Below are 15646 nucleotides of genomic sequence, written 5' to 3'. Positions count from 1 at the left end.
CTCAGGTTATTTGCTTGGCCCGGTCCGGGTGATCCGGCCTGCATTCGATGCGGCGCCGGCGGGTTTGCCTGCGCGGTCGCGGCTGGTGAGGAAATCGACCAGCGCATCGATGTCGCGGATATTGGTCGGCGCGGCATTGGTCGCGCGCGTGAACGTCGGGAAGGAGTCGCCCCCTTCGGCCAGGAAGTGGTTGATGGCGACGCGGTACGTGCTGTCCTTTTCGATCTGCACACCATGCAGCAGCACACTCTTGTCCACCACGCGCATGCCTTCCGGGCGGGCCGGGTTCCACTGGTAAGTAAAACCGTCCGAGACTTGCAGCAAGCCGCGCGTGACGCGGCGGTTGGCAATGAACTGTTCTTCCAGCACGGCGTAGATTTGCGCGCCCGTCATGTTCACGATTTCCAGCGTATTCCCGAATGGCAGCACGGCTTGCAGGTGGCCCAGGTTCGCCACATTGCCCGCGCCGGTGCGCAGCGACGTGCGGATGCCGCCCCGGTTCATGAACGCGATTTGCGCGCCATACGAGCGGGCGCCATACAGCATGGAATCGGCGATCAGATCGCCCAGCGCGGATTCGTCGACATAGTCATCGGTGGGCCGTTCCAGCGTGTCCACCGCCAGCCGCGCCACGGGACGCGCCAGCGCCTGGTCGCTGCGCGCGCGCACGGATTGGAGGAAGGATTCCATGGCGACGTCTGGCTGGAACGTCCCCTGCTCCAGCACCACGTTGCTGGCGCGCTCGCCCACCACCCTGCCGGTGGCGCGGTCGATATCGATGGCAATGCGCGACATCACGTGCCCGCCCATTTCCGCCTGGGTCACCAGGCGCCCGTCCACGCGGCACAGGTAGCCCTTGTGCGAATGGCCGCTGATGACCACACGGATGGCGGGATCGAGCTTTCTCACCACGTCGACGATGGGGCCGCGCAAGTCCGCGCAGTCGGTCTTTTGCGGCGCCGACGGCGTACGGCCGCCTTCATGAATCAGCACGACGAAGGCATTGACGCCCTGCGCGCGCAATTCCGGCAGCACGCGGTTGATCGATTGCGCTTCATCGGCAAAATTCAGGCCCGCCACGCCGGACGCCAGGATGGTGGACGTGGCGTCTTTCAATACGGCGCCGATAAAGGCGACTTTCACGCCGCGCACCTGCTCGATGTGGTACGCGGGCAGGAACGGTTTATTGGTGACCATGTCGAACACGTTGGCCGCTAGGTACTGGAACTTCGCGCCCGGCCACGCGCCATCGAAGCGGCAAGCCTTGTCCGGACGGGGCGATGCGCAACCGCCCTTTTGCTGGCGCAGCAATTCGACCCGGCCCGCGTCGAATTCATGGTTGCCGACGGAACTGGCGCGCAGGCCCAGGCGGTCCATCGCCGCCAGGGTCGGTTCGTCGGCCCACATCAGCGACAGCGCGGGGCTGGCCCCAATCAGGTCGCCGGCGGCCACCAGCAGCAATTCCGGATCTTCCCTGCGCCACGTATTGAGCGCGCCGGCAATCATGGCCGCGCCGCCGGCTGTCACCGTGCGCTCTTTGCCCGCGAGATCGGTATACGTCACCTTGCTTGGTTCGAGGTGGCCGTGGAAATCGTTCAGCGTCGCCAACTGGATGGTGGCGATGGCCTGGTCTGTTGGCTTCTGCGTAGCGCAGCCGGACAGCAGTGCGGCGAGCAGGACCGAGCGAAAAATCAGATGTGGCTTCATTGCAGGTTGATTGTTACGAGTGCCGTTATTGTAGCGCCGGGCAACTGCCATCCGGCGCACAGCCGCACCGGCGAAACGGTGCGTTACAAAAAAAAGCGGCCGGTGTCGCCACCGGCCGCTTGATATGGCTAGCTCAAATCGAGAACGCTTAGAACTCGTACTTCAGGGTAGCCTGGATCGCCCACTGGGACTCGCCTTTTTCCTGGCGCACGTTCAAGTCTTCCACCTTGTCGCGCAGCTGGTAGACGTACTTGCCATCTTGCATACCGGCGTAGTCCACGAAGCTACGTGCCTGCGCACCAGCGGACTGGAAGCCCACTTCGTTGATACGGCCCCACTTCTTGTTGATCAGGTTGCCCACGTTGAAAATATCCAGCGTGAAGGTGGCTTTATGACCGTTGAAGAAGCTTGGGATTTCCTGGGCAACGCGCACGTCGAAGCTGTTGGTCCATGGAGCGAAGTCGCTGTTACGCTCCACCACTTTGCCGGCAGCACGCTTCAACACGCCATTCTGGTTCACGATGGACCAGAATTTGTCTTCGTTGGCGTGGTTGGTCGCGGTATCGCCCTTGAAGACCACTTCGCCCGAACCTGGCGCCGAAGGGATGTACATCAGGTCGTTACCGGCCAGGCCGTCACCGTTCAAGTCATTGTTGATGGTCCAGCTGTATGGCTTGCCGGAGCGGCCTTCGTAGAACAGGCCGAAGCGGGTGTTATACGTGCCGAAGAACTTCTTCTGGAAGTTGACCACCGCATTGATACGGTCTTTCACCAGGTAGCTGGAGTTCGCGTTGACTTCTTCGTTCGGGTTGAACACGGAACGGCCGGACCAGTTCGAGTTCGACGTCGACGACGTCAGCGGCGACACTTCCTTCGCTTCCGTGTAGGTGTACGCCACGGACCAGCCGAAGCCGGCGGTCAGCGGACGCGACAGCGACAGCGTCATCAGGTTCGAACCGCCCTTGCTGGTCTTTTGCGCCAGGATCACGTTGTTGAACGCGGAGTTCGAGCCGGATTTCGCGCGCAGGCCCGTGCAAGTGGCGCCGGACGTAATGGAACCGCCGGTGGCGTTCCAGCATGCCTGGAGGTAAGCCTGATCCGTGTAGTACAGCTCACGGCCATCGCTACCCATGCGGGTTGGCGCGCCCAGGTTCAAGTTCTGGTAGTAGATACCGTCTTTGACGTCGAGCTTCAGGAACTCGGCAGCGAATACCACGCCGTACCATGGCAATTCATGGTCAAACGCGATGTTGGCTTTCCATACCGATGGTTGGCGCAAGCCTGGCGCCAGGATATCGACGTTGGCTGCCGGCGGCGTACCGCTGAAAGTCGGCTGGTTGTTGATGTCCGGGCTGAAGATGGCAGGCTGGCCGGCAGCGTTGTTGCAAGCCGAATAGCCGCTGATGCCGCAACCCACAGTCTTGGTGACCACGCCCGGGTTCGAGAAGGCATTCGATACCCACACGGTCGCTGCCGCGCCCTGGAACAGGCCGGCGCCACCACGCAACTGCATTGGACGTGCGCTGTCGAACTGGTAGTTGAAACCTACACGCGGCTGCCACAGTTTCTGGCCGTCGAACGTGTTGGTGTTGTCCAGGCCATAACCGCCGGTCTGGCGGCCGGTTGCCGTGGTGCGCGCGACGGTCGGCGCCAGCACGGCCGCGTTGGCCAGTGGACGGTCATCCATCGTGTTCATGTCGATACGCACGCCACCGTTCAAGGTCAGGCGCTGGTTGACAGTCCACGTATCTTGCAGGAACAGGCCGGTGTTCTTCATGCTGAACTTGGCCACCGCGTCTTCCATCGTCTTGCCGGCATTGGCAATCTGGGTCTGATACGACAATGGGCGGCCGCGGCTGAAGTTTTCCAGCACGGCTTGCTCATGCTGGGCAGCCGTCAACTTGCTGCAATCCGGGATGGCGGCATCCGTGGCGAAACCGGTCACGGTCTTGTAGCCAATGTTCGGGAGGCACGCGAACGTGTAGTTGCCGTAGACGTTTTGCAGGAACGCGTTGTAGATCTTGTTGTTCTGGTAGTCGCCGCCGAACTTGATTTCGTGGTCGCCATGGCTCCAGTTCGCGCCCAGGTAGACGTCGTCGGTCTTGGTGCCCAGGATGTTGCGCTGGCGGCTGTTTTCCGTACCGAAGTTGATGAAGCGGTTACCGGTCGACAGGCCGGCTGGCGCACCGGCCGGCAGGGCGCCGGAGAATTGCAGGCCGACCAGCGGCATCTGCGAATTCACGCGCGGTACCGAATCATAATTGCGCTGCGAGAATTTCAATTCGGTCGAGAAGTTCGGGGTCCAGTCGGCGGTCCACTGCGCGACTTTGGTCTCAATGGCTTTTTCCTGGCTGTACCAGGTCGAGTTCAGCGAAACACCGGTTGCGCTCAGCAGCGGGAAGATCGGGTCCGCTTGCTCGGTTTTCGCGTAACGCACCATCACGCGGTGGTCGTCGTTGACGTTCCAGTCCAGCTTGACCAGCTTGTCCGTCACATCCAGCTTGGTGCCGGCCGGCACTTCGGACGTGCCGATATCGAGGCCGTAACGGTCCTTGGCGATCTGCGTTGCGGCAGCAATCGCGCCGGTGGTCACGCCGACGTTGGTCTTGTCGCTGCCGATCGGGCCGAACGCAGGCGCGGTACGGGTCGATTGCAGTTTTTCGTAGTTGGCGAAGATGAACAGCTTGTCTTTGATCAGCGGCGCGCCCAGGGTGAAGCCCTTGGTGGTTTCCCTGAATGGGGCCGGGTCGAAGTACGTGTTGTTGGTCGAGTTGAAGCGTTCGCCGGCCAGGCTGTCGTTACGGAACACGTAGTAGACGCTGCCCTTGACCTTGTTGGTGCCGGACTTGGTCACGGCGTTGATGTTGCCGCCCGTGTAGCCCTTTTGCGTCACGTCGTAGTTGGCGACGTTGACCTGTACCGACTGGATCGCTTCGATCGAGATGGGCTGTTTCGACGTTGGCGAGCCGCTGGCTTCCAGGCCGAACGTGTCGTTGACGGAGACGCCGTCAATGGTCAGCGAGTTGTAGCGGCTGTTCTGGCCGGCCACGGACATTTCGCCGCGCTCTTTGTCGGTCTGCGAAACGCGTGGGTCGGAACGGGCATAGTCTTGCAGGTTACGGTTGATCGAACCCTGGATCGCCAGTTCGGTGGCCGACACGCTGGTGCCCGCGCCCATCGACGTCTTGGAGAATTTTTCCGAACGGCCGCCGGCCACGCCCGCGATCGTCACGGTCTGGATGGCTGCCGGCGCACCCAGGGTTGCATCCACGCTCGACGTTTCCGCCAGGTTCGTGTAGACGTCTTCACGCTTTTCGGACACGCCGTTTTTCGTGATGGTGATCGTGTACGGACCACCTACGCGCAGGCCGCGGGCCACATAGCGGCCATCCGCATCGGTCGTCACATTGCTGACCGAACCGGATTCGTTGTGCACGATCGTCACGGTAGCACCGGCGGCAGGCTTGCCGTCCGCGCCCGAGATGCGGCCGCCGATTGCCGAGGTGGTGTTCTGTGCGAACGACGGTGCTGCCGCAAGCGCGATAGACAGGCTGAGCGCAATCTGCGTCAACCGGAGCCGTGGATGATTCATCATTGTATAACCCCAAAAAAGACAAATATTCATGAAAGCACTGGCGGCCGTCCACCTGGCCGGCCATCCGTGCTTCCTCTTTTACTTTTGCTGCAAACTTGTTGTAAAGCGAACGTGGCGCCGTACTTTATTCTGCTGAGCTACGAATGAGTCTAACTTTGCAATGTTTCAATACAGTGACACACAAGAAACTACTGAATTCCGACGGAATCCAATTGCAAAACCAACATTTTGCGACGTTGAAAACCACTATGCACGAAGCAAAAATGCATGACAAATTCGATTTTCTTCTCGAATTGAGACGCTAAATGTATAAATCCGCTAGTTTTAGTCGACCGAGGTTGGCCGGAATGAGGGATTAAGGCGGGATTATAAGAGTGCTTGAATAGGATTCATGTGGAAAAAGCATACTAAACGCACAAAAATTTTGCTCTTGTAGCATGCCAGCCACACAATTATACGAAAAACATCGCGCCGGCGGCCATGCCGCCGGCGCATGGATGAGCTGTTATTTTTTTGCCGAATGCAGCAAAGCCGCAACATCGGCTTCGAATTTCACAAAGCGTGCATCCAGCGCTTTCAGCAGGCGTTGTTTGTCGTCGCTGGCCAGGAATGCATAGCGGATGCTGTCATAAGAAAGTCGTTTCACTTCCGCGTAATCGGTCTTGTAACGGCTTGCAAACAGCACGTATTCATTCGACAGGTTATTGCGCGACACGCCCGCATCGTCCGTGGCCAGCACGAACGGCACGCCGTATTTGCGGTACAAGGTGACAGGATGCTGTTCGCCCTTGATGCCGAGGATGAATTCATTGCTGGTCAGGTTCACTTCGACGGGAATGCCCTTGTCGCGCATGGCCTTCATCACCGCCGGCGCGTTGCGTTCATGCGCGATATCCATCCCGTGGCCGATGCGCGCGGCGCCCGCGGTATTAATGGCTTCGGCGATATGCGACTGCAGGCCTTCCGGCGGCACCATGCCCAGCGACAGTTCACCGGCGTGCAGCGACAGTTTCACGTCCGGGAATTTCTTTTTCAGGAAAGCGAACATCTGCATGTGCAGCGTGTAATCGCGCATCGATACATACGTGCTTTCCTGGCCGACGATATTTACGCCCACCACTTTCGGGTTCATGCGCGCCAGCTTGAAGCCGGACACCATGCCGGAAAACACTTGCGACGGCGACAGGAAGCGCAGCACGAACGGCTGGTAGCGCATCGTGAATTGCGCATCGTCGATACCGGCGCTGGCCGTCTTGACGTTCGTGTCATACGCGCCAATCCAGCCATTCCAGGCGCCATCCTTGTCCAGCGCGGCCATCAGCGATTCGAATTGCGTGTCCAGGTCCGTCCCCTGGGCCAGCACCGCCTTGTCGAAGTCCGCATATTGCGCCAGCGGCGCGATCTCGAACACAGTCTCGATATACGCGACGTTTTCATTGATGGCGCGCTGCTTCAGCGTGCGCAAGCCGTCGGCCGTGTTGGTGGACGATACCGGGCCGAAATACGGGAAGGTGTCGAAGAACGTGCGGTCCGGCGGCGTTTGCTGGCCGCTGTGGTTGTAGAAATCCTTGGTCGCCCAGCGCTGCAGCACTTCCGCCAGCACCGTGTTGTCCAGCAGCGTATCGGCGCCCGTCAGGCACGTGCGGTCTTTCACCGCCAGGCTGCGCTGCGCGTCGTTGAGGGCGGCATCGGTCTCGATGCGGAACGTGGCCTTGTTGACGCAATACTTTTGGCGGTCGACCCAGTCCAGGAACTGTTCCGCATAGATGGCGCCCGAATAGTGGTGGTGCAGGTCGCCGCCCTTCGGCATCATCGTGAAGAACAGCGTCAGTTCCGCCAGCTTCGGCTGGCCACCTGCCACCAGCGACGCGAAATGGCGTTTGACGATATCTTCATTGCCCGCCGCGCGGGCCGGCGTCGCGAGAGTGGCAGCCACGGCGGCTGCCGCGATCAACAGTTTCGGGAAATTCTTGTGCATGGAGAGCCCTGGTAAGTTAGTCCGGGGCAGCCTCCGCTACGCGCTCATGCACCAGTCGCCCCTGCGCATAGCTCGCGGCCACGGCGCGGTCGTCGCCCAGCAGCGCCAGCGCGAACAGCCATTCTTCCAGGCTGTTGCAATGACTGGTGCGGCGCGCCAGCAGCGGCGTCGCCTGGGGATCGAGCACGATGAAATCCGCTTCCACGCCGGTGGCGAAATTGCCGATCGTGCCTTGCAACTGCAGGCTGCGGGCGGCGCCCAGCGTGGCGAGGTAAAACATGCGCAGGGCCGGCAGGTAGCTGCCCTGTAAGCGCGCTACTTTATAGGCTTCATTCATCGTTTGCAACATCGAGAATGACGTGCCGGCGCCAACGTCGGTTGCCAGCGACAGCAGCATGCCGGCCTGGTCCGCTTTGGCAAAATCAAACAGGCCGCTGCCGAGGAACAGGTTCGACGTCGGGCAGATGGCCGCCGCCGTCCCGGTGGCCGCCATGCGCGCGCGGTCGTCGTCATCGAGCCAGATGCAGTGTCCATAGACGGCGCGGGGACGCAGCAAGCCATAGCGGTCGTACACGTCGAGGTAACTGCGGGCGCCGGGGAACAGGTCCATCGCCCAGCGGCATTCATCCTGATTTTCCGACACGTGGCTCTGCACATAGACGTCCGGATAAGCGCGCGCCAGCTCCCCCGCCACCTGCAATTGCGCTTCGGTCGACGTGGGAGCGAAACGGGGTGTCAGCGCATAAAGCTGGCGCGCCTTGCCATGCCAGCGGCGTATCAATGCTTCGCTGTCGCGCCCTCCCGTCTCCGCGCAATCCTGCAGGAAGTCCGGGCAATGGCGGTCCATCAGCACCTTGCCGGCCGCCATGCGCAAACCCCGTTTGCTGCTGGCGTCAAAAAACGCATCGACCGATTGCGGGTGGACGGTGCAATACACGAGGGCGGTGGTGGTGCCGTTGCGCAGCAATTCATCGAGGAAGAATTCCGCCACCGCCGCCGCGTGCGCGGGGTCTTCGAAACGGCGTTCGGTGGGGAACGTGAAATTATCCAGCCATGGCAGCAAGCCCGGGGCGGGCGAGGCGATCATGTCGGTTTGCGGGTAGTGGATGTGGGTGTCGATGAAGCCGGGAGTGATCAGTTTGCCCCGGTAATCGGTGACGGGGGTGTCCGGCGGCAGGGTCGGGTGCAGCGCGGCGTAGTCGCCTGCCGCCTTGACCTTGCCGCCTTCCACGACCAGCAGGCCGTCTTGGTGCCAGTGGTGGGCGTCCGGGCTGGCGGCCGGGTCGGCGGTGAAGTGCAGCAGGCTGCTGCGGAAGGCTTGGATATTGGCTGGCATGCGGCGGTTCCTCCATGCTGATGCTGCGGTGACGCATGCACGCCATGGTCAGCGGGAACTGCCCGCCGCGCGCAGCATCGTCATGGTTTGCGACAGTTTGCGCGGCATGCGCTCCATTTCCTGCTGTTCCCATACGCCCAGCAATTGCGCCACGACGGACGCGGCGATCACGGCCGGCGCCTTGTTCGTGATGCCGGCAATGCCGATCGGGCACACCATGGCGTCGATCCGGGCCTGCTCGAAACCCCTGGCCTGCAAGCGGTGTTCGAACTGCATGCGCTTGGTTTTCGAGCCGATCAAACCGAACCAGTACACGTCGTTGCGGCGCATGATGGTTTCCGTCAGGCGCTGATCCAGCGCGTGGTTGTGCGTCATGACCAGGTAGCTGGAATTGGCAGGTGCGTCGGCCACGCACATTTCAGGCACTTCGGATGCTTCCACCAGCACGTTGGCGGGAATATCTGCCGGGAACATGTCTTCCCGCTCGTCGACCCACGTGACGGTGCACGGCAAGTCCGCCAATGCGCGCACGATGGCGGCGCCCACGTGGCCGGCGCCGAACAGCGTCAAATGCGCGCGGGGCGCCAGCACCGGATCGACCAGCCAGCGGCGGCCCGCGTCGTCCGTCATCAAATGGGCCGGCTGCTTGCTGTCGAATCTGGGCGCGCCGAATTCGGACACCGTCAGCGGCTGCCCCTGCGCGTCGAACAGCGCGGATGCGGCCGGGCCATCGAGGGCCGTGAGGCGCCAGCTATCCTCGCGCAAACGCTTGCGCAACTGGTCCATCACGGGCGCCAGGCGGGCGTCGATTTTTTCAAACAGCAGGTAGACCACACCGCCGCAGCACTGGCCCAGGCTGGGGCCCAGCGCAAAGCGCTCATAGCGCACGGCCGGACCGCTGTGCTGCTTCACCATGTCGCGCGCGATATCGATGGCGCGCATTTCCAGGTGGCCGCCGCCGATGGTGTCGAATTCGCCGTTTGCGGTAATCAGCATCTTCGCGCCCGTTTCGCGCGGGCCGGAGCCCTCCACTTTCGCAACGGTGATCAAAACGGCAGGCGCCGCGGGGTCAGTGAGCCAGTCAGTCATGTTATTGCATCGCGCCTGTTACAGCGGCAATGGCCTTCAAAATGGATTCGGAAGTCGCCGGCGCATTCAGCGGCGGCTGGGTTTGATGGTTGCCCGCCGCGGAAACCGCATCGCGGATGGCGAAGAACACGGAGAACGGCAGCAACAGCGGCGGTTCGCCCACGGCTTTCGAACGGTGGATGCTGTCGGCCACGTTGCGGTTGTCGAACAACTTGCAGCGGAAATCCTGCGGGCAGTCCGACACGCCCGGGATCTTGTACGTCGACGGCGCATGCGTCATCAGCTTGCCGCCCGCGTTCCACCACAATTCCTCGGTGGTCAGCCAGCCCATGCCCTGGATGAACGCGCCTTCCACCTGGCCGATATCGATGGCGGGATTGAGCGAATTGCCCGCGTCATACAGCGCATCGGCGCGCAACAGTTTCCATTCGCCCGTCAGGGTATCGACCGCCACTTCGGCGACAGCGGCGCCGTACGCATAGTAGAAGAACGGGTGGCCCGTCATGGTTTTCGGGTCCCACGACAAGCCCGGCGTCGAGTAAAAACCGTCCGACCACAATTGCACGCGGGCCAGGTAAGCTTTTTGCACCAGTTCTTCGAACGGGACCGCGTGGCCGTTGACGTGCACCTTGTCGTCGTAAAACTGCACCTGCTCCGCCGTGCCGCCATGCAGGCTGGCGGCAAATTGCGCCAGGCGGTTGCGGATCTGGCCCGCCGCATCCTGCGCCGCCTTGCCGTTCAAGTCCGCGCCCGTCGATGCGGCGGTGGCGGACGTATTCGACACCTTGCTGGTATCGGTCGCCGTCACCCGGACATATGACAAATCGCGGCCCAGTTCATGCGCGACGACTTGCGCCACCTTGGTATTGATGCCCTGCCCCATTTCCGTCCCGCCATGATTGACGAGGATGGAACCGTCCACATAGACGTGGACCAGCGCGCCCGCCTGGTTCAGGTGCGTGACATTGAACGCGATGCCGAATTTCACGGGCGTGAACGCCAGGCCTTTCTTCAGAACGAGGCTGGTCGCATTGAACGCATTGATGGCGGCGCGGCGCGCGCGGTATTCGCTGGACGCTTCCAGCTCCGCCGCCAACTCGTGGATGACATTGTCTTCCACCACCTGGCCATACGGCGTGACGTTGCGGTCATGCTTGCCATAGAAATTCAGCTTGCGCACATCGAGCGCATCCTTGCCGAGGTCGCGGGCAATCTCGTCGATGATGTTTTCAATGGCGATCGCGCCTTGCGGACCGCCAAAGCCACGGAACGCCGTGTTCGATTGCGTATTGGTCTTGCCGCAGCAGGCGCGGATATCCGTGTCGGACAGGTAATACGCATTGTCGAAGTGGCACACGGCGCGGGTGGCGACGGGGCCGGACAGGTCGGCGGAAAAGCCGGCGCGCGACACCATGTCGACTTTCGCACCGAGGATGCGGCCCTCGTCGTCGTAGCCCACTTCGTATTCATAGTAAAAGCAGTGGCGTTTGCCCGTGACCAGCATGTCGTCATCGCGGTCGGCCCGCAACTTCACGGGGCGGTTCAATTTTTTTGCGGCGATCGCGGCGCACGACGCCCACAGCGCCGATTGCGATTCCTTGCCGCCGAAACCGCCGCCCATGCGGCGGCACTCCACCAGCACGTGGTGCGAACGCACGTGCAATGCGTGGGCGATCACGTGCTGCATTTCGCTGGGGTGCTGCGTCGAGCAGTAGACGTGCATGCCGTTGGACTCTTTGGGAATCGCATAGGCAATCTGCCCTTCGAGATAAAACTGTTCCTGGCCGCCTACGTATAACGTGCTTTTCAGCTTGCGGGGCGCCGCGTCGAACGCGGCCTGGAAATCGCCCCGCTTCAAATGCATCGGCGGCAGCACGTACGATTGCGCCGCCTTGGCCGCTTGCGGCGTCAGGATCGCGGGCAATTCGTCATAGGTGATGGCAGCGCGCCTGGCCGCGCGGCGCGCATTGTCGTGCGTATCGGCCACGACGATGAATATCGGCTGGCCCACGTATTCGACCTTGCCGTCCGCGAGGATGGGATCATCGTGGATGATGGGGCCGCAATCGTTGACGCCGGGGATGTCCCGCGCCAGGTAGACCGCTTGCACGCCGGGCGACGCGCGCACGGCGTCGAGGTCGATGGCGGACAGCCTGGCGTGCGGCTTGGCGGATAGCCCCAGCGCCGCATGCAAGGTGCCCTGCAATTCAGGGATATCGTCCGTGTACGTGGCCTGGCCCAGCACGTGCAATTCCGCGGATTCGTGCGGTTTGCCGAGCCCCACGCCGCTCCACGCCATGGCTTGCAATTCCGATGCAGCAGGATAGTTCATACCACCTCCCACACATTCACATCGCGGGCTGCCAGCGGCGCATCGGCCCGCGTTTCAAACCAGAATCGGCGCAACAGGTTTTGCGCGGACGTCATCCGGTAATCGCTGGAAGCGCGCATATCGGACAGCGGCGTATAGTCGCGCGCCAGCGCCGCCATCGCGTCCGCCAGGTGCGCTTCGTCCCATGGCTGGCCGTTCAACACCGCTTCCGCCTGCGGTGCGCGTTTGGCCGTGGCCGCCATGCCGCCAAACGCGATGCGCGCCTGTCTGACCGTACCGCCGTCGAGCTCAAAGGCAAAGGCGGCGCATACGGCGGAAATATCCTGGTCGAAGCGCTTGGCCAGTTTATAGGTACGGAACAGTACATTGGCGCGCGGCAGCGGGATGCGCACGGCTTCCACGAATTCGCCCGGCTGCAAATCCTTTTTCATGTAATCGAGGTAGAACGCGTCCAGCGCCAGCACACGGCGGCCCGCCTGCGAGCGCAGCACGACTTCGCTGCCCAGTGCGATCAGCCACGGCATCGAGTCGCCGATCGGCGATCCGTTGGCGACATTGCCGCCCAGCGTACCGGCATTGCGGATCGGCAGCGACGCGAAGCGCTGCCGCATTTCGCCCAGCTGCGGGTAGTGCCGGCACAGCGTGCCATAGGCATCGTTCAGCGTAACGCCGGCCCCGATTTCCAGCATGGCGCCATCGGTAGTGATGGCTTGCAGTTCCGCCACGTTACCGAGGTAAATGATGTCATTCAGCTCGCGCATCTGCTTCGTGACCCACAGGCCGACGTCGGTGGAGCCGGCCAGCATCAGCGCCTGCGGACGGCTGGTGCGCAGTTCGACCAGTTCGGCCAGCGTGCGGGGTGCGTGGAAATGGCGGCCTTCAACGCTGTAGGTCATGCCCTGGCTGCGCTGCAAGCCTTGCAGCGCCGTGGCCAGCGCGGCGCGGTCGAATGGCGCGCGCGGCAATTCCGTCATGCGCTGCACCGCTTCGATGATGGGGCGGTAGCCGGTGCAGCGGCACAGGTTGCCGGACAGCGCATCGTCGATCTGCTTGCGGCTGCACGGTTGCGCGTCGTGGTTCAGGTACAGCCCCCACAGCGACATGACGAACCCCGGCGTGCAAAACCCGCACTGGGAACCGTGGCATTCCACCAGCGCCTGCTGGACCGGATGCAAGGCGCCGTCGGCCTGCTGCACGTCTTCAACCGTGAACAGGGCTTTGCCATCGAGGGTGGGCGTGAATTGGATGCAGGAGTTGACTGTTTTCAGTTCGACATGGCCATCCACCAGCGCGCCCAGCACGACCGTGCAGGCGCCGCAATCGCCTTCCGCGCAACCTTCCTTGGTGCCAGTGCAATGCAAGTCTTCGCGCAAATGCTGCAGCACCGTTTGCGTCGGGGAGACGCCGTCCACCGTGTGTACGGCGCCGCGATAGTAAAAACGAATCGGTTCTGACATTGTAGCCTCGCCCCCCCTGAGTACATACAAGACTATCAGTTCCCCATCACGGCCCATATATGAAATGGCTGATGTTCTACATCAGCCATTGTCAATAGAAAAACCGGACAGGTCGTTCGCAGCTTACTTCATTCTACAAAGGGATGATGTTTATGCCAGTGTTCCGCGATATCGATGCGGCGCGTGATCCAGACTTTGTCGTGGCTCTGCACGTAATCAAGGAAGCGGGCCAGCGCTGCGGCGCGGGCGGGACGGCCGACCAGGCGGCAGTGCAAGCCGATCGACAGCATCTTCGGTGCATTCAAGCCTTCCGGATCGCCTTCCGCGTACAGCGTGTCGAACGCATCCTTCAGGTAATCGAAGAATTGCGTGCCGGAATTGAAACCTTGCATGGCAGCAAAGCGCATGTCATTGGTATCGAGCGTGTAAGGCACGATGAGCTGCGGCTTCACGACCGTCAGGCCGCTTTCAGGGTCCTTGTGCTCGATCTGCATCCAGAACGGCAAATCGTCGCCATAGTGGTCGGCGTCGTAGCGGAAACCGCCGTGTTCCATCACGAGGCGGTGCGTATTGGGGGAATCGCGGCCCGTGTACCAGCCTTGCGGGTTGGCCCCCGTCAGTTCCTTGATGATTTCCACCGCTTCCTTCATGTGGGCGCGTTCGGTGGCTTCATCGGCATTCTGGTACGAAATCCAGCGCAAGCCGTGGCAAGCGATTTCGTGGCCCAGTTCCATGAAGGCCGCCACGGCTTCCGGGTTGCGCTTCAGCGCCATCGATACGCCGAAGATAGTCAGCGGCAGCTTGCGGTCTTCGAACATGCGGATCAAACGCCACAGCCCGGCGCGGGAACCATATTCATAAATGGTTTCCATCGACAGGTGGCGGGTCGGGAATGCCTGGGCGCCGATAATTTCCGACAGGAAGGTTTCCGACGCGGGATCACCGTGCAGCACGTTGTTTTCCGCACCCTCCTCATAATTGAGCACGAATTGCAACGCCACGCGGGCGCCGTTCGGCCATTGCGGGTGGGGTGGAGTGCGGCCGTAGCCGATCATGTCGCGTGGGTAGTTATCGTAAGTGCTCATCATGTCTCTTTAGATGTTTATTTCTCCAATAATATATGTCGATAACGACGTCAGTATAAGATTTGCACGATATCGTCTCTTTCCCAACCTATATAGGAGTATTCCAATGGGCAAACTCAGTACCCACGTATTGGATACCACGGCCGGCAAACCCGGCGCCGGCGTCAAGGTCGCGCTGTATGAAATCCTGCCGCAAGGCCGCGTGCTGGTGAAAAACGATGTGACGAACAGTGACGGCCGCTGCAACACGCCGCTGCTGGAAGGCGCCGCCATGAGAACAGGCAAATTCGAACTGGTGTTCGACGCCGGCGATTACTTTGCCGCCCAGGGCGCCAGCGTGCCGGAGCCGCGCTTTATCGACCAGGTGACGATTGCGTTCGGCATTGCCGATGCGGGGCAAAACTACCACGTGCCGCTGGTGGTGTCGCCGTGGGCGTATTCGACATACCGGGGCAGTTGACGTCAATCCGTAGTTGACCCATGTCAACCGGCAGCAACGGGCAGGCGTTTCTGGACATGACAGAGATCAAACTTGTCGTATAGTAATTCGGATCGCACCTTTTACAGAACAGGAATTCTTGCCATGAAAAAACTGATCGCCGTATCCGCCCTTGCCGCGCTGACCGCTGTTGCCGCCCTGTGTTCGTCGTCGGTCTTTGCCGCCGCGTCCGCTTCGGCATCCGCGTCGGCCGCCGCCTCCGCGCCGAAAACTGCCCAGCAAAGCAAGATGGTGACTTGCAACAAGGATGCGGAAGGCAAGAAAGGCGATGAACGCAAAGCGTTCATGAAAGAGTGCCTGAGCAACAAACCCGCCTCGGCAGCCGCTTCCGCCCCGGCCACGCAGCAGGACAAGATGAAGTCCTGCAACAAGGATGCGGAAGGCATGAAAGGCGACGACCGCAAAGCCTTCATGAAGACGTGCCTGAGCGCGAAAAAATAAGGTTCTTCACGGATTGCCGGGATGAGCATGCCGTAAACGCAAGAGAGCAGTAAGGAAGAGTTATTGTGTTTGTGCGACCAAACCCAAAAACTAAACCACTGCTCTCATGGCAAATCATAGTCTCAGC

The 15646-nt window shown here is 61.4% G+C and carries 10 protein-coding genes; 2 read left to right on the top strand and 8 right to left on the bottom strand.

Annotated features, from left to right (window positions below):
- Positions 1-6: 6 nt before the first annotated feature.
- The 8 genes from GJ700_RS26245 to puuE all read right to left on the bottom strand — a co-directional run bounded on the left by GJ700_RS26245 (position 7) and on the right by puuE (position 14579).
- Entirely contained in the window at positions 7-1707 is a 1701-nt protein-coding gene (locus GJ700_RS26245; protein ID WP_154379575.1) for a bifunctional metallophosphatase/5'-nucleotidase, read from the bottom strand.
- Between the two features lie 148 nt (positions 1708-1855).
- A complete protein-coding gene (locus tag GJ700_RS26240) occupies positions 1856-5302 on the bottom strand; it encodes a TonB-dependent receptor (protein ID WP_154379573.1) in 3447 nt (1148 codons plus the stop codon).
- A 505-nt stretch (positions 5303-5807) separates the two neighbouring features.
- Positions 5808-7280, bottom strand: coding sequence for an adenosine deaminase family protein (locus GJ700_RS26235; RefSeq protein ID WP_154379571.1), 1473 nt, complete (start codon positions 7278-7280; stop codon positions 5808-5810).
- A 16-nt stretch (positions 7281-7296) separates the two neighbouring features.
- The gene (gene guaD, locus GJ700_RS26230; RefSeq protein WP_154379569.1) at positions 7297-8616 is read right to left on the bottom strand and encodes a guanine deaminase; all 1320 of its coding nucleotides are present in this window, start codon (positions 8614-8616) and stop codon (positions 7297-7299) included.
- A gap of 48 nt (positions 8617-8664) precedes the next feature.
- The gene (gene xdhC / locus GJ700_RS26225) at positions 8665-9705 is read right to left on the bottom strand and encodes a xanthine dehydrogenase accessory protein XdhC (RefSeq protein WP_154379567.1); all 1041 of its coding nucleotides are present in this window, start codon (positions 9703-9705) and stop codon (positions 8665-8667) included.
- Position 9706: 1 nt separating this feature from the next.
- Positions 9707-12037, bottom strand: a complete 2331-nt coding sequence (xdhB, locus tag GJ700_RS26220) for a xanthine dehydrogenase molybdopterin binding subunit (protein ID WP_154379565.1) — start codon at positions 12035-12037, stop codon at positions 9707-9709.
- On the bottom strand, positions 12034-13494 hold the full coding sequence (xdhA, locus tag GJ700_RS26215) for a xanthine dehydrogenase small subunit (RefSeq protein WP_154379563.1): 1461 nt from the start codon (positions 13492-13494) through the stop codon (positions 12034-12036). The genes xdhB and xdhA overlap by 4 nt, the downstream gene beginning before the upstream one ends.
- 128 nt (positions 13495-13622) lie before the next feature.
- A complete protein-coding gene (gene puuE / locus GJ700_RS26210) occupies positions 13623-14579 on the bottom strand; it encodes an allantoinase PuuE (RefSeq protein WP_154379778.1) in 957 nt (318 codons plus the stop codon).
- A gap of 106 nt (positions 14580-14685) precedes the next feature.
- Between puuE and uraH the strand changes: the two genes are divergently transcribed.
- Together uraH and GJ700_RS26200 are read left to right on the top strand one after the other, a co-directional pair.
- Positions 14686-15039, top strand: a complete 354-nt coding sequence (gene uraH, locus GJ700_RS26205) for a hydroxyisourate hydrolase (RefSeq protein WP_154379561.1) — start codon at positions 14686-14688, stop codon at positions 15037-15039.
- Between the two features lie 123 nt (positions 15040-15162).
- Positions 15163-15519 carry a PsiF family protein gene (locus tag GJ700_RS26200; protein ID WP_154379559.1) on the top strand — a complete coding sequence of 119 codons (357 nt, stop codon included), beginning with the start codon at positions 15163-15165 and terminating at the stop codon, positions 15517-15519.
- Positions 15520-15646: the final 127 nt, after the last annotated feature.

Source organism: Pseudoduganella rivuli (genome assembly GCF_009674485.1).
GTDB lineage: Bacteria > Pseudomonadota > Gammaproteobacteria > Burkholderiales > Burkholderiaceae_D > Rugamonas > Rugamonas rivuli_B.
Note: the sequence above shows the minus strand (reverse complement) of the source record. Positions and strands in the feature narration are given on the sequence as shown.

Bases quoted from the DNA above. Each gene is read 5' to 3' on its own strand.
- puuE (WP_154379778.1), bottom strand. From the start codon at position 14,579: ATGAGCACTTACGATAACTACCCACGCGACATGATCGGCTACGGCCGC.
- xdhB (WP_154379565.1), bottom strand. From the start codon at position 12,037: ATGAACTATCCTGCTGCATCGGAATTGCAAGCCATGGCGTGGAGCGGC.
- GJ700_RS26200 (WP_154379559.1), top strand. From the start codon at position 15,163: ATGAAAAAACTGATCGCCGTATCCGCCCTTGCCGCGCTGACCGCTGTT.
- xdhA (WP_154379563.1), bottom strand. From the start codon at position 13,494: ATGTCAGAACCGATTCGTTTTTACTATCGCGGCGCCGTACACACGGTG.
- xdhC (WP_154379567.1), bottom strand. From the start codon at position 9,705: ATGACTGACTGGCTCACTGACCCCGCGGCGCCTGCCGTTTTGATCACC.
- guaD (WP_154379569.1), bottom strand. From the start codon at position 8,616: ATGCCAGCCAATATCCAAGCCTTCCGCAGCAGCCTGCTGCACTTCACC.
- GJ700_RS26240 (WP_154379573.1), bottom strand. From the start codon at position 5,302: ATGATGAATCATCCACGGCTCCGGTTGACGCAGATTGCGCTCAGCCTG.
- GJ700_RS26235 (WP_154379571.1), bottom strand. From the start codon at position 7,280: ATGCACAAGAATTTCCCGAAACTGTTGATCGCGGCAGCCGCCGTGGCT.
- uraH (WP_154379561.1), top strand. From the start codon at position 14,686: ATGGGCAAACTCAGTACCCACGTATTGGATACCACGGCCGGCAAACCC.
- GJ700_RS26245 (WP_154379575.1), bottom strand. From the start codon at position 1,707: ATGAAGCCACATCTGATTTTTCGCTCGGTCCTGCTCGCCGCACTGCTG.